We start from the raw sequence: 13,982 nt of genomic DNA, 5'->3' as shown, positions 1-13,982 counted from the left end.
AAACCGGTGCGTAGTCATAGCCCTCAACTATAGGCGGCGGCCGAGCCTGGCGCCTTCGCGCGGGCACGCGCGGGTCCGTCACACTGGTAGAATTCTGCAAGCGAAGGGGAGTATCCCTCTGGGCCCGATCGGGTTCTATATCGCGATCGTCAATACGGGCCGCACTGACGGGGCCCCGGTCGCGGTGGTATCGATTGGTTCCAATAGGGCCATTTTGGTGCGGGAGAGACTTTCGGGTTCTGTACCACCCGACTCCCGTCATCACTTGAAAGGCCCCCGTGGAACTCGCTCTCCCCCTCTGGTTCGAAGTTGGATCCCTCGTCGTTCTGACCCTGATTCTGGTCGCCGACCTGCTCATCGTCTACAAGCGGCCGCACGTTCCGAGCATGCGCGAAGCCGGACTCTGGGTGGCCTTCTATGTGGGCCTCGCCTTGATCTTCGCTCTGCTGATGCTCGTGCTCGGCGACGCCGAACATGCCGGGCAATTCCTGGCCGGCTGGCTCACCGAGTACAGCCTCTCGATCGACAACCTGTTCGTCTTCGTGATCATCATGGCCCGGTTCTCGGTGCCGCGAAAATACCAGCAAGAGGTACTGATGGTGGGCATCATCATCGCCCTCCTGCTGCGCGGAATCTTCATCCTGCTCGGCGCTCAGCTGATCGAAAGCTACAGCTGGATCTTCTACATCTTCGGCGCGTTCCTGTTCTACACCGCCGTCAAACAGGCCTTTTCGTCGGAGGAAGAAACCGAAGACAAGGAGAACGCGGTTATTCGTCTGCTGCGCCGCCGCATTCGGATCTCCTCGGAATTCGACGGTTCCAAGGTGCGAACCCAGATCGACGGCAAGAAAGTCTTCACCCCGATGCTTATCGTGTTCATCGCGATCGGCACCACCGACCTCATTTTCGCGCTCGACTCGATCCCCGCGATCTTCGGCATCACGCAGAGCCCGTTCATCGTGTTCACCGCCAATATCTTCGCCCTCATGGGCCTGCGTCAGCTGTACTTTCTGCTCGGTGGCCTGCTGGAACGCCTCGAATACCTCAAGTACGGCATTGCCGTCATTCTCGGCTTCATCGGCGTGAAGCTCGTGCTGCACGCGATGCACGAAAACGAACTGCCGTTCATCAACGGCGGCAACGGCGTGGAATGGGCGCCGGAGATCGGCACCTGGACCTCGCTCGGCGTAATCATCGGTAGCATGGCCGTGGCCACCGTGGCGAGCCTGATCAAAGCCCGTCATGATGCCAAGAAGAGCGGGGTCACTCTGGCCGAGAAGATTTCGGTTGACGCCAAGGAATGACTGATCGAGGCCGGGCGCCGGCGAACGGGGGGTTCTCATGACTCTGAACCAGCAGAGCACGATTGAACTCTCCGCCGCTACCGCCCGCCTCTGTTTCAGTGCCCGCAGCGATGTGGGCAGCGTGCGCAAGGTCAACGAAGACAGCATTCTCGCGCAATCCCCGGTGTTTCTCGTGGCCGACGGCATGGGCGGTCACGCTCAGGGGGACGTCGCCAGCCAGACGGTGCTGCGCGTGTTCGACGAACACATCGCGCGCGACCTGCCGTCGACGCCGGAACGCATCCTCGACGCCATCCATTCGTCGAACGATGCCGTGCGCGATCTCAGCGCTGCCGACGACTTCGGCACCGCCGTGTCGGGAACGACCCTGGCTGGTATCGCCTTCGTCGACGCGGGCGATGATGTCGGGTACCACTGGATGGTTTTCAACGTGGGTGATTCCCGCGTCTATACCTGGACCGACGGCGTTCTGACGCAGCTCTCGGTCGACCATTCCGCGGTGCAGGAGATGGTGGACGCCGGCCTGATCTCAATGGAAGATGCCGAAAAACACCCGGAGCGTAACGTCATCACCCGGGCCATCGGCGCCGACGAGTTCGTTGACGCCGACGTCTGGCTGCTGCCCGCCCACAATGAGCAGTCATTTCTGATCTGCTCCGACGGGCTGACCAAGGAACTCGACGACGCGGCGATTGCGCGCGTTCTGGCCACGGACATCCGTTCGGAGGGCGACGAACGCAGTATCGCTGACCAACTCGTCGATGAAGCCATCGAACACGGCGGGCGCGACAACGTGAGCGTCATCTACGTGGAGTCGGCGTTCGGCTGATCTGTTCGCCGGACCGTGTGCGAGGCAGGGTGCGAGGCGAGGTGTTACCCTGAATTCGTGGTGCTCAACCGACTTCTTCTGTGCCGCGACGAGTCCCTGTCCTGAGGCCTCCCTCGTCGCGGCGTTCGGCGTGGCTGCCATCGATTCGTGAGGAAGACGCTCAAAATGACCAACGTAATACCCACTTCGCAACGGAGTTCCGGCACCGGCCTGCGCACGCTCGCCGAGAAAGTTTGGGACAAGCACCTCGTCACCAAAGGTGAAGACGGCACGCCCGACCTGATCTACATCGACCTCCATCTGCTGCACGAGGTCACCAGCCCGCAGGCGTTCGATGGGCTGCGTCTGGCCGAACGCACGCTGCGCCGGCCCGATCTGACCATTGCGACCGAAGACCACAACACGCCGACGCTGGACATCGACAAGCCGATCGCCGATCTGACCAGCCGCACCCAGATCGAGACTCTGCGACGCAACTGCGCCGAGTACGGCGTGCGGCTGCACTCGCTCGGCGACATCGAGCAGGGCATCGTTCACGTGGTCGGCCCGCAGCTCGGCCTGACCCAGCCCGGCATCACCGTGGTCTGCGGTGACTCGCACACCTCCACGCACGGCGCGTTCGGGGCGATGGCGCTCGGCATCGGCACGAGCGAGGTCGAGCACGTGATGGCCACGCAGACGCTGCCGCTGAACCCGTTCAAGACCATGGCCATCACGGTCAACGGCACGCTGCGTACCGGGGTCACCGCGAAGGACATCATCCTCGCCGTGATCGCCAGGATCGGCACCGGCGGGGGAGCGGGTTACGTGCTCGAATACCGTGGTGAGGCCATCCGTGCCCTCTCCATGGAGGGGCGCATGACCATCTGCAACATGTCGATCGAGGCTGGTGCCCGCGCCGGTATGGTCGCGCCGGACCAGACCACTTACGACTACCTCGAGGGTCGCGCCCACGCACCGCGCGGTGCCGACTGGGACGCCGCCGTCGCGTACTGGCAGACCCTGGCCACCGATGAGGGTGCCAGCTACGACGCCGAGGTCATCATCGACGCCAACAAGCTCGAGCCGTTCGTCACCTGGGGGACCAATCCCGGGCAGGGCGTCTCGCTCAGCGGATCCGTGCCGAACCCCGCCGATATCGTCGATGCCAACGAGCGCTCGGCGGCCGAACGGGCGCTGGAATACATGGACCTTGAGGCTGGCACCCCGATGAAGGAGATTCGGGTCGACACCGTTTTTCTTGGTTCCTGTACCAACAGCCGGGTCGAGGACCTGCGCGCGGCCGCCGAAATCATCAAGGGAAAGACCATCGCCGCGGGACTGCGCATGATGGTCGTTCCCGGCTCCGCCCGGGTGCGCATCGAGGCCGAAGCCGAGGGCCTCGACCAGATCTTCCTCGATTTCGGAGCCGAATGGCGTTTTGCCGGCTGTTCCATGTGCCTCGGCATGAATCCCGACCAGCTCGAACCCGGCGAACGCTGCGCGTCCACCAGCAACCGCAACTTCGAGGGACGCCAGGGCAAGGGTGGGCGCACCCACCTGGTGTCGCCGCTCGTCGCGGCCGCCACGGCCATTCGCGGCACGCTTTCGAGTCCGTGGGACCTCGTTCAGGATGGAGACCAGTAGCATGCAGAAGTTCACGACCGTCACCGGAGTCGCGGTACCGCTGCGCCGTTCCAACGTCGACACCGACCAGATCATCCCCGCCGTGTACCTCAAGCGTGTCACGCGCACGGGCTTCGAAGACGCCCTCTTCGCGGCCTGGCGTCAGGACCCCGATTTCGTCATCAATAAGAAGGAATACCAGGGCGCTCGCGTGCTCATCGCCGGGGCCGACTTCGGCATCGGTTCCTCGCGCGAACACGCGGTCTGGGCCCTGCGCGACTACGGGTTCGACGTGGTACTCAGCCCTCGTTTTGGCGACATCTTTCGCGGCAACTCCGGCAAGCAGGGGCTGCTCGCCGGGCAGATCAGCGAAGCGGATGCCGAAACCCTGTGGAACCTCGTAGAAGCCGACCCCGGCATCGAGCTGACCGTGGATCTGGTGGGTAAAACCGTGCGTGTCGGCGATCTAACCGTGAATTTCGAGATCGATGATTACACTAGATGGCGGCTGCTCGAAGGTCTGGATGACATCGGGCTGACGTTGCGTGACGAAGCGCGCATCAACGAATTCGAAGCGACGCGAGAGTCGTGGTTGCCCCAGACCCTTCCCGCGCGATCCCCGGAATCAATGTACTAATTTGCACTAATTTGTATTGCATCAATTTGCACCAGGACAGGTAATTTGTGAGTACTCTCAGCGAAGCCCGGCGTGATCAAGAGGCAAAAACTTTGAACGAAGCCAGGCTCAACGACGACGCGAACGAGCGGGGGAGTGCCCAGAACCACGGGGCATCCGTTGGCCTCACCGCCGACAAAATCACCATCCGTGGCGGCATTCCGCTGGTCGGCCGCATCGAGGTGAAGGGGGCGAAGAACCTCGTCACCAAAGCCATGGTCGCCGCCCTGCTCGGAGAAACCCCGAGCGTGCTCAAGGACGTTCCGAACATCAGCGATGTTCGGATCGTTCGGGGGCTGCTCGAGGTGCACGGCGTCAAGGTGACCGAGGGCGCCGAACCCGGCGACCTCATTCTCGACCCGGTTGACGTGGAGAGCGCGCACTTCGCCGCGATCGACGCCCACGCCGGTTCGTCCCGCATTCCGATCCTGTTCTGCGGACCGCTGCTGCACCGGCTCGGCGAAGCCTTCATCCCCGACCTGGGCGGTTGCCGCATCGGCGACCGCCCGATCGACTTTCATCTCGAGGTGCTGCGCAAATTCGGCGCCGTCGTCGAGAAGCAGCCCAACGGCATCCGCATGTCGGCGCCGAACGGTCTCAAGGGCGCCAAGCTCGAGCTGCCCTACCCGAGCGTGGGAGCGACCGAGCAGGTGCTGCTCACCGCGGTGCGGGCCGACGGCCTCACCGAACTCAAGGGCGCGGCGATCGAGCCCGAGATCATGGATCTCATCAACATCCTGCAGAAGATGGGCGCGATCATCACGGTCGATACCGACCGAGTGATCCGAATCGAGGGTGTCGAACGCCTGGTCGGCTACAACCACCGCGCATTGTTCGACCGCAACGAGGCCGCGAGCTGGGCTGCCGCTGCCCTCGCGACGGACGGCGACATCTTCGTCGGCGGCGCCCGCCAGGCCGAGATGATCACCTTCCTCAACGTGTTCCGCAAAGTCGGCGGTGCTTTCGACATCTGTGACGACGGCATCCGGTTCTATCACCCCGGCGGCGATTTGAAGCCGGTGATCATCGAAACGGATGTTCACCCCGGGTTCATGACGGACTGGCAGCAGCCGCTCGTCATTGCCCTCACGAAGGCGCACGGCACCTCGATCGTGCACGAGACGGTGTACGAACAGCGGTTCGGTTTCGTCGACGCGCTCGTCGAAATGGGCGCCACCATTCAGATTCACAAGGAGTGCCTCGGCGGGCACCCGTGCCGCTTCGGGCAGCGCAACTTCAACCACTCGGCCGTCATCACCGGTCCGACCAAGCTGCACGGCGCCGACATCGTCGTGCCCGACCTGCGCGGCGGCTTTAGCCACCTGATCGCCGCGCTCTCGGCCGAGGGCACCTCGACGGTCAGCAACGTGGGAATCATCAGCCGCGGATACGAGAACTTCATCGGCAAGCTGCGGCTTTTGGGGGCGGACTTCGATCTCGAAGGATAATAGGCGCGTGCCTGAAAATATTGACGTGCCCGCAGCTCCCGAGTCACCGAACCGAATCCGTTCCGAGAAGAGCCGACCGAGCGCGTTCTGGATTCTTGCCGGGCTGATCCTGCCGGTGATGAACCTCGCCGCGCGCTACGAGATCGTCGACGCCCACAAGTTTCCGCGCAGTGGAGCGTTCGTGTTCTCACCGAACCACTACAGCGAGATCGACCCCGTCGTGATGGGCGTCGTGGCGTGGAAGCTGGGGCGGCTTCCTCGATTTCTGGCGAAGGCATCCGTTTTCAAGATTCCCGTCATCGGCTGGGTGCTGAGCCGTTCGGGCCAGATTCCGGTGCAGCGCGGTGGTTCCGTGCGTGGCAGCGAACCGGTCAAGGCCGCCCAACGACTGGTCGAGAAGGGCCAGATCGTGGTCGTCTACCCGGAGGGCTCACTCACCCGCGATCCTGACCTGTGGCCGATGCGCGGCAAAACCGGCGCGGTGCGCATCGCGCTCGAGCAGGGGATTCCGATCGTGCCGGCCGCCCACTGGGGCACCCAGCAGCTGATGCCACGGTATTCCAAGAAGATCAGCCTGTTCCCCCGCAAGACGATCAGGGTCAAAATCGGCGACCCCCTCGACCTCGCCCAGTTTCGGGGCCGAAGCCTCGACACCGCCACGCTCAACGAGGCCACCGCCGTCGTGATGGTGGCCATCACGGCACTGCTCGAAGACCTGCGCGGTGAGAAAGCCCCGACCAAACGTTGGAACCCGTCGGAGCACAACCAGAAAGAGACCGGCCGTTTTGAAGCCTAGAAACCCGCAGCAGCCCAAGATTCAACCAGGCACTCGGGTGGCCGTCCTAGGGGCGGGAAGTTGGGGAACGACCTTCGCAAAAATTTTGACGGATGGCGGTGCCGACGTTGTTCTGTGGGCTCGCCGCCCCGAATTGGCGCGCGAAATCTCCGAAGCACGCCGCAACAGCGACTACCTGCCCGGCGTGAACCTGCCCATCGGACTGCGCGCCACGAGCCGGCTCGATCTGGCCCTGGCTGGCGCCGAAATGGTGTTCGTGTCGGTGCCCAGCCAGTCGCTCCGCGAGAACCTCAAGCATGTCGAACCGTACCTGGCCGAGAACGCGATCCTCATCTCGCTCATGAAGGGCGTCGAACGCTCGACCGGCATGCGCATGAGCAGCGTCATCGAAGAGGTGCTCCGCATCGACCCCGCCCGGATCGCCGCAATCAGCGGCCCCAACCTGGCGCTGGAAATCGCCAAGGAGCAGCCGACCGGCGCCGTCGTCTCGTCATCGAGCCTCGAAACCGCGCAGGCGGTGGCCAAACTGGCCACCAACCGCTACTTTCGGTCATACATCAACACCGACGTCATCGGCACCGAGTTCGGCGGTGTGCTGAAAAACCTCATCGCCGTCGCGATCGGCATCGTCGATGGGGTTGGCTACGGCGAAAACACCAAGGCCTCGATCATCACCCGCGGCCTGGTTGAAATGACCGACTTCGCGGTCGCCTACGGTGCCCAGGCCGAAACCCTGGCCGGCTTGGCCGGTCTCGGCGACCTCATCGCCACCTGCCAGTCGCCGCTGTCGCGGAACAACACGGCCGGGCGGCTGCTCGGCCAGGGCTACAGCATCAACGATGTCGTCAAGCAGATGCAGCAGACCACCGAAGGCCTCGCCTCGGTGAAGCCCGTTCTCGAACTGGCCCGCGCCAAGGGCGTGGAGATGCCGATCGTCGAACAGGTGCGCCAGGTGCTCGACGGCACCCTCAACCCCCGCGACATTGCGCCGCACCTCACAACAGACTCCGGCGAACCGCAGGGCGAAAGGACACTTGACGATGCACAAGCTCACGGTGGTGCTTCTCTTTGGGGGGCGTTCCAGCGAACACTCGATCAGCTGCGCCACGGCGGGCGGAGTGCTGGCAGCCCTCGACCCTGAGCGGTACACGATCATCCCGGTCGGAATCACCCGCGACGGTTCGTTCGTGCTCGAAGACAACGACCCGGGTAAATTCATTCTCGATGCGCAGTCACTGCCCGTCGTCGCCGACAACGGTACGCGGGTGCGCTGGCCGCAGAGCGCGTCGAGCCGGGAACTGACCGTCGTCGATGCGTCGGGCGAGCGCTCGCTGGGCACTGTCGACCTTATATTCCCCATTTTGCATGGACCGTTCGGTGAGGACGGTACCATCCAGGGAATGCTCGACCTGCTCGGCCTGCCGTACGTAGGATCGGGGGTGCTTGCATCCGCTTTAGGAATGGACAAACACTTCGCCAAGATCGTCTTTCAGCAGGCGGCCCTGCCCGTGGCACCGTGGCGCACTCTCACCGCGGATGACTGGGCGGAGACTCCTGGAATGGGCTACGCCGCCCTGGAACAGCTCGGCCTGCCCGCCTTCGTGAAGCCGGCGCGCGCCGGGTCGAGCGTGGGCGTCAGCAAGGTCGGGGCGCCGGAACAGCTCAGCGAGGCCATGACGGTCGGCCTCGCCGAAGACTCCAAGGTACTTATCGAATCAGGGCTGGTCGGTCGGGAACTCGAGATCGCCGTGCTGCAGGGCCGTCCGGGAGAGCCGACCCGCGCTTCCGTGGCCGGCGAAGTCGTCGTGACCGGCCGCGACTTCTACGATTTCGCGGCGAAGTACCTTGACGCACCTGGCGTTGACTTGGTCTGCCCGGCACCCCTGACGGCGGCTGAACTGGCTGAGGCGCAGCGGCTCGCCATCGCCGCGTTCGAGGCGATCGGCGGCGCCGGACTGGCCAGAGTCGACTTCTTTCTCACTCAGGCCGGCTGGGTGATCAACGAGATCAACACCATGCCCGGCTTCACGAGCATCTCCATGTTCCCGAGCTGCTGGCTGGCGAGCGGCTATACCTACCCCGAGCTGATCGACGAGCTCATTGCGGTGGCCATGGCCCACGCTCGCCACGGTTCCTGAGCCGCGACAGAAGCTCGCGGCACGTGTTGGTGTGCCTGGCACTGGTTTGAACGAGTGCCAACCTCCTCAACTCGTGCCGCGAGCCCGGGGCGGTCTCGCGCGACGGCCCTAGGGGGATGTCGAGGCTCCGTCGGTGGGCAGCTGCACGTCTTCGGCGCCGACGCAGGCACCGGTCGCCGGCACGTAGCCGACCGCATTGGCGACGTCGATCAGGGCGGTCGAACCGCTCACCGCTTCGGAATCGATCACGATCTCGATGGCCGGGTCGCGCCCATAGGTCGTGTAACGGTAGGTCGGCGCGGCTGAGTCGTCTTCGATCCAGTCGATACCGTTGATGTTCAGACACGGCAGTGTTGTGGGCGCCGGTACCGTCACGCCGCAGTGCAGCAGAACGGCAGCGGGGTCGCCCCAGGCGCCCGTGGCCTGCGCGTTCGTTTCACGCGCCGGCTGGTCGGCGACGGTGGACGGCAGGTGCACGACCACATCGGCGCAGGCCACACTGGTGGCATCGGCGGCCGGGGTCAGCGGCACTGCGGTGGCGCAGCCGGCGAGCAGCAGCGAACTCGCGAGCACCGTGACGACGGCGACGGATCGAAGGGGAGCGGAGCGCAGGAGCAGGAATCGGTGAGACATCATATTCAGGCTACCGTTTCTTACATGACCCCCGCAGCGGATGCCCCGCGCTCGCCCGCCCCGCTGCCGCCCGCAGCCGAAAAAACCCTCGCCGACCTGAGCGAGACCGCCGTACTCGGGCGGATTTTTCCCCGCTTGCCGACCGCATCGGCGCAGCTTCTCGGACCGGGTGACGATGCGGCCGTGATCTCCGCACCCGACGGCCGCTTCGTGGTGACGACCGACATGATGATTCAGGGCCCGGATTTTCGCCTCGCCTGGTCGACGCCGCACGATCTCGGCTGGAAAGCCGCCGCCACCAACCTCTCTGATGTGGCCGCGATGGGCGCCCGCCCGACCGCCCTCGTCGTTGCGATCGCCGCTCCGCCGTCGACTCCCGTGTCGGTGCTCGAGGGCATCGCCGACGGGCTGCGCGACTGCTGCGAAGCCCTCGCGCCCGGCTGCGGCGTGGTCGGCGGTGACCTGTCGGCCTCCGACGCCCTCACCCTCGCCGTGACGGCCTTCGGCGACCTCGAGGGCCGGGCACCCGTTCTGCGCTCCGGCGCCCGCCCCGGCGACACCGTGGCGCTCTCCGGTCGGCTCGGAGCTGCCGGGATCGGCCTTGAACTACTGTTTCATCGGGGCGTTGACGCCCTCGGAGTGCCCGACCGTGACCGGGCGAACGCCCTCAAGCTCACGCATCCGACCGAGGTGGCCGCCCAGCTCACCCCGGTACCGCCGATTGCCAGCGGTCCGCTTGCCGCCCTCGCCGGTGCCACCGCGATGCTCGACGTGTCCGATGGACTCGCGATCGACGCCGGCCGGATCGCCCGCGCGAGCGGAGTGTGCATCGACTTCGACTCCGGGTGCCTGGGCGAACGCCTCGAGGTCGCCCTCGGCGGCGGCGAAGACCATGGACTGCTGGCGACCTTCCCGCCGGACGTCGTTCTGCCGCCCGGCTTTCGCCGCCTCGGAACGGTCGCGGCGGCATCCGCTTCAACCGTCGGTACGATCACCGTGGACGGTGCTGCGCACGACCAGGGCGGCTGGGACCCGTATCGCGGCTGGGACGGCGCGGCGGGCTAGTTCTGTTCGGGAGGCGCGGCGTACCAGACGGTCGTGTCGCCGTAATCCTTGCGGCGCTCCAGCACCAGGCCGTCGCCCCAGTCCGGTTCGGGCGAGCGCGAGCTGCGCTCCAGCACCACGAGCGCGTCGTCGGCCAGCAGCGGAGCCAGCGCCCTCAGATTGTGGCCCAACTCCACCTCCGTCAGATCGTAGGGCGGATCGATGAACACAACGTCGAAGCCGTCTTTGGTCGCTGCCAGAAACGACTGCACCGCCTGTGATGACACCGCGATCTTTAGCTCGGTGCCCTTCGGCGCTGACCGCTGCACGGCCTCGCCGTTCTTGCGGCACATCGCTGCTGCGCCGTAACTGTTTTCGACCAGAGTCACCACGCGCGCCCCGCGGCTTGCTGCCTCGAGCCCCAGCGCGCCCGATCCCGCGTACAGGTCCAGCACGCGCATACTGTGCAGCGCGTCGCGCGAGTCGAGGGCCGAGAAGATCGCCTCCCGCACCCGGTCGCTGGTCGGCCGGGTACCGGACTGGGGGACCGTCAAAGTCAAGGAGCCGGCAAACCCGGAAATAATTCGCGTCATAACCCTCCGAGCCTAGCTGCCCTGTCAGAGGGTCGGTTTACGATGGAACCATGACCGGTTCGAGCGCTGCCCATGGCCCCGAATTCGACGGTCTCGCCCTGCCAGCGCCCGAACTTCAACCGATCACCCTTGACACCCCGCTGAAGAAAGCACTCGGCGCGGCGAAAGCGTCAGCACTCGGCAAAGCCTTCGGTTTTCAGACCGTCAGCGACCTGCTCAGCCACTACCCGCGTGACTACGCCGACCGTGACGTGCTTCGACCGCTCGCGCAGCTGACTCCCGGCGCCAATATCACCGTCATCGCCGATATCGTGTCCGCCCGGGAAAAGCGCATGTCATCGCGACCGGGCACGATCGTCGAGGTGGTGATTTCCGACGGTGGCGGCGAGTTCATCCTCACGTTCTTCGGCAAGAGCAGCCAGCAGTGGCGCCTCGACAAGCTGCGGCCCGGCCTGCGCGGCAGCTTTTCCGGCAAGGTGTCGGCCTATCAGGGCCAAAGTCAGCTCGCGAACCCGTCATATAAGACCTTTGAAAGCGAAGAAGAAGAGGCTCGCGACGACCCGGCCGTACGCTTGCGCCACAAGCCGCTCATCCCCATTTACGCGGCGACGGCCTCGGAGACCAGCTGGAACCTGCAGACGCTGATCGATCAGGTGCTCCAGCGCGTGGGCACCCTGCCCGATCCTGTTCCGCAGGACCTCCGGGTCGAACACGGTCTGCTTGACCACACCCAGGCCATCCGCTGGATTCACAGCCCCGACAAGAAAGAACAGTGGATGGCCGCGCAGGAGACACTGCGCTTCACCGAGGCCTGGGTGCTGCAGTGCGCCCTGATGCAGCGGCACAGTATTGCGCGGGAGCGCCGCACCCGGCCGCGCGTGCCCACACCCGGCGGGTATCTCGAACGCTTCGACGCAGCCCTGCCCTTCGTGCTCACGGTCGACCAGGAGATCTGCGCGGTTGAAATCGCCACCGACATGGCCAGGTCCGGCCCAATGAACCGACTGCTGCAGGGCGAGGTCGGCTCGGGCAAGACCGTCGTCGCGCTGCGGGCCATGCTCGCCGTGGCCGACAGCGGCGGCCAGACCGCCCTGCTGGCCCCGACCGAGGTGCTCGCCGCGCAACACCTGCGATCGATCACGACGCTGCTCGGGCCCGATCTCGCAGCCGAACTCATGCCGGCCCTGCTCACCGGAAAACTTCCCGTCGCGCAGAAACGCAAGGCGCTGCTGCGCACCGTATCGGGCCAGTCCCGCATCGTCATCGGCACCCACGCCCTGCTCAGTGACACCGTGACCTTCTTCGACCTCGGGCTGATCGTTATCGACGAGCAGCACCGGTTCGGCGTCGACCAGCGCGAAACCCTGCGGCTGAAGGGGGCTGAACCACCGCACGTTCTCGTCATGACGGCCACGCCGATACCGCGCACCATCGCCATGACCGTGTTCGGTGACCTCGACGTGAGTACCATCCGCATGCTGCCGGCCGGGCGCCGGGGCATCACGAGCATCGTCGTGCCGCTCGCCGATCATCCGACCTGGTTTCAACGCATCTGGACCAAACTCGCTGAGGAGCTCGCGCTTGGGCGTCAGGCCTTCGTGGTCTGCCCGGCGATCTCCCCGGCCGAGATCGAAGACGGAGCCGACGCCGAGGCGCCGCCGCCGAGCGACGACGATCCCAAGATTCCGCTCGCCAATGTGGAGACGGTGCTCGAGCGGCTGCGCGGGTTCGCCCCGCTGGCCGGATACCGCCTTGACGCTTTGCACGGCCGCATGACGAGCGACGAGAAAGATCGCATCATGCGTTCGTTCGCCGCCGGTGAGATCGATGTTCTCGTGGCGACGACCGTGATCGAGGTCGGGGTCGACGTGCCCAATGCTTCGGCCATGGTCGTGCTCGACGCCGACCGATTCGGTGTCTCCCAACTGCACCAGTTGCGCGGCCGCGTCGGTCGTGGCGGCGTGCCGGGATTGTGCCTGCTGGTCACCAATTCGCGGCCGGGGTCGCCGTCCCGCCAACGCATCGGTGACGTCGCCGCGACACTGGATGGTTTCGTGCTCGCCGAACTCGACCTCGCCCTACGCCGTGAGGGCAACGTGCTCGGCGATCTTCAGTCCGGCGACGGCTCGAAGCTGCGCTTTCTGCGGGTGGCGGTGGACGGCGACATGATCGCCGACGTGCGACGGGCCGCCTACCATCTCGTGACGGGCGATCCGGGCATCCGCACCAACGCGGCGCTGCGCGACGCAATCACCCGCCGGCTGAACGAATCCGAACGCTCCTGGCTCAATAAGGGCTGATGATGACGATCTCCAGCGGATGCAGCGAGCAGCGCTGTTCAGCCTGTGGCAGTAGGGTGTGATCATGCGCAGGATCGCCGTTGTCCCTGGATCATTTGACCCCGTCACGCTGGGCCACTTGGACGTGATCGATCGCGCGGCCGGCCTGTTCGACGAGCTCCATGTGCTCGTGGTGCACAACCCCGACAAGTCGGCCCTGTTACCGATCAGTCAGCGCGTTTCGCTGCTGGAACAGGCCATCAAAGAGGCCGGGCTGCCGACCAACATCGTTGTGGCCAGCTGGAGCATGGGACTACTCGTGGACTACTGCATGGACGTCGGGGCGAGCGTGCTGGTGAAGGGCATCCGCTCGCAGGTCGATGTGGCCTACGAGACGCCGATGGCGATCGTCAATCGCAACCTCGCCGCTGTTGAAACGGTGTTTCTGCTGCCTGATCCCGCCAACGCCCACGTCTCCAGCTCGCTGGTGCGACAGGTGGCCAGCCTCGGCGGCGACGTCTCGCCCTATGTTCCGCATGCCGTTGCAGAATACCTGGAGCGGTCACGGGTATGAACCGCAAACCGACTCGGTCCTCCATCGATTCAAGCAGGGCGGAACTGGCGTCGGTTCCATTGG

Annotated in this window: 13 protein-coding genes; 11 read left to right on the top strand and 2 right to left on the bottom strand. The window is 65.2% G+C overall.

The features are described 5' to 3' along the window. The first annotated feature begins 278 nt into the window (after positions 1–278). The 8 genes from BMW72_RS07680 to BMW72_RS07645 all read left to right on the top strand — a co-directional run bounded on the left by BMW72_RS07680 (position 279) and on the right by BMW72_RS07645 (position 8,796). On the top strand, positions 279–1,304 hold the full coding sequence (locus BMW72_RS07680; protein ID WP_092108995.1) for a TerC family protein: 1,026 nt from the start codon (positions 279–281) through the stop codon (positions 1,302–1,304). A 37-nt stretch (positions 1,305–1,341) separates the two neighbouring features. Continuing rightward, positions 1,342–2,133, top strand: coding sequence for a PP2C family protein-serine/threonine phosphatase (locus BMW72_RS07675; protein WP_092108993.1), 792 nt, complete (start codon positions 1,342–1,344; stop codon positions 2,131–2,133). A 165-nt stretch (positions 2,134–2,298) separates the two neighbouring features. Continuing rightward, complete coding sequence (gene leuC, locus BMW72_RS07670) at positions 2,299–3,759, top strand: 3-isopropylmalate dehydratase large subunit (protein ID WP_092108990.1); 1,461 nt, start codon at positions 2,299–2,301, stop codon at positions 3,757–3,759. A gap of 1 nt (position 3,760) precedes the next feature. Further along, complete coding sequence (gene leuD / locus BMW72_RS07665; RefSeq protein ID WP_092108987.1) at positions 3,761–4,375, top strand: 3-isopropylmalate dehydratase small subunit; 615 nt, start codon at positions 3,761–3,763, stop codon at positions 4,373–4,375. Between the two features lie 179 nt (positions 4,376–4,554). After that, complete coding sequence (gene murA, locus BMW72_RS07660; protein WP_241984038.1) at positions 4,555–5,862, top strand: UDP-N-acetylglucosamine 1-carboxyvinyltransferase; 1,308 nt, start codon at positions 4,555–4,557, stop codon at positions 5,860–5,862. A 55-nt stretch (positions 5,863–5,917) separates the two neighbouring features. Continuing rightward, a complete protein-coding gene (locus tag BMW72_RS07655; RefSeq protein WP_241984037.1) occupies positions 5,918–6,658 on the top strand; it encodes a lysophospholipid acyltransferase family protein in 741 nt (246 codons plus the stop codon). Between the two features lie 19 nt (positions 6,659–6,677). Further along, on the top strand, positions 6,678–7,799 hold the full coding sequence (locus BMW72_RS07650; protein ID WP_277871564.1) for an NAD(P)H-dependent glycerol-3-phosphate dehydrogenase: 1,122 nt from the start codon (positions 6,678–6,680) through the stop codon (positions 7,797–7,799). Then, on the top strand, positions 7,699–8,796 hold the full coding sequence (locus BMW72_RS07645) for a D-alanine--D-alanine ligase family protein (RefSeq protein ID WP_092108979.1): 1,098 nt from the start codon (positions 7,699–7,701) through the stop codon (positions 8,794–8,796). The genes BMW72_RS07650 and BMW72_RS07645 overlap by 101 nt, the downstream gene beginning before the upstream one ends. A gap of 108 nt (positions 8,797–8,904) precedes the next feature. On the opposite strand, the gene BMW72_RS07640 is transcribed toward BMW72_RS07645, so the two are convergent. Next, positions 8,905–9,429, bottom strand: coding sequence for a DUF3515 family protein (locus BMW72_RS07640; protein ID WP_092109150.1), 525 nt, complete (start codon positions 9,427–9,429; stop codon positions 8,905–8,907). A gap of 24 nt (positions 9,430–9,453) precedes the next feature. Between BMW72_RS07640 and thiL the strand changes: the two genes are divergently transcribed. Further along, complete coding sequence (gene thiL / locus BMW72_RS07635; protein ID WP_092108977.1) at positions 9,454–10,494, top strand: thiamine-phosphate kinase; 1,041 nt, start codon at positions 9,454–9,456, stop codon at positions 10,492–10,494. Here the strand turns inward: thiL and rsmD are convergent. Then, on the bottom strand, positions 10,491–11,066 hold the full coding sequence (rsmD, locus tag BMW72_RS07630) for a 16S rRNA (guanine(966)-N(2))-methyltransferase RsmD (RefSeq protein ID WP_092108974.1): 576 nt from the start codon (positions 11,064–11,066) through the stop codon (positions 10,491–10,493). The two genes, thiL and rsmD, sit on opposite strands and share 4 nt — an antisense overlap. A gap of 50 nt (positions 11,067–11,116) precedes the next feature. On the opposite strand from rsmD, the gene BMW72_RS07625 reads away from it, so the two are divergent. Both BMW72_RS07625 and coaD read left to right on the top strand, forming a co-directional pair. Continuing rightward, positions 11,117–13,366: an ATP-dependent DNA helicase RecG gene (locus BMW72_RS07625; protein WP_092108971.1), complete on the top strand. Its 2,250-nt coding sequence runs from the start codon at positions 11,117–11,119 to the stop codon at positions 13,364–13,366. A 64-nt stretch (positions 13,367–13,430) separates the two neighbouring features. Next, entirely contained in the window at positions 13,431–13,919 is a 489-nt protein-coding gene (coaD, locus tag BMW72_RS07620; RefSeq protein WP_174721735.1) for a pantetheine-phosphate adenylyltransferase, read from the top strand. Positions 13,920–13,982 lie beyond the last annotated feature (63 nt).

Origin of the sequence: Cryobacterium luteum, assembly GCF_900110125.1 — a bacterium.
In the GTDB taxonomy this organism is placed as follows: domain Bacteria; phylum Actinomycetota; class Actinomycetes; order Actinomycetales; family Microbacteriaceae; genus Cryobacterium; species Cryobacterium luteum.
This window is presented reverse-complemented; position numbering and strand designations above follow the sequence as displayed.

Excerpts from the sequence above, each read along its gene's own strand:
- BMW72_RS07645 (WP_092108979.1), top strand. The coding sequence starts at position 7,699 with ATGCACAAGCTCACGGTGGTGCTTCTCTTTGGGGGGCGTTCCAGCGAA.
- coaD (WP_174721735.1), top strand. The coding sequence starts at position 13,431 with ATGCGCAGGATCGCCGTTGTCCCTGGATCATTTGACCCCGTCACGCTG.
- BMW72_RS07675 (WP_092108993.1), top strand. The coding sequence starts at position 1,342 with ATGACTCTGAACCAGCAGAGCACGATTGAACTCTCCGCCGCTACCGCC.
- leuC (WP_092108990.1), top strand. The coding sequence starts at position 2,299 with ATGACCAACGTAATACCCACTTCGCAACGGAGTTCCGGCACCGGCCTG.
- thiL (WP_092108977.1), top strand. The coding sequence starts at position 9,454 with ATGACCCCCGCAGCGGATGCCCCGCGCTCGCCCGCCCCGCTGCCGCCC.
- leuD (WP_092108987.1), top strand. The coding sequence starts at position 3,761 with ATGCAGAAGTTCACGACCGTCACCGGAGTCGCGGTACCGCTGCGCCGT.
- BMW72_RS07640 (WP_092109150.1), bottom strand. The coding sequence starts at position 9,429 with ATGTCTCACCGATTCCTGCTCCTGCGCTCCGCTCCCCTTCGATCCGTC.
- rsmD (WP_092108974.1), bottom strand. The coding sequence starts at position 11,066 with ATGACGCGAATTATTTCCGGGTTTGCCGGCTCCTTGACTTTGACGGTC.
- BMW72_RS07625 (WP_092108971.1), top strand. The coding sequence starts at position 11,117 with ATGACCGGTTCGAGCGCTGCCCATGGCCCCGAATTCGACGGTCTCGCC.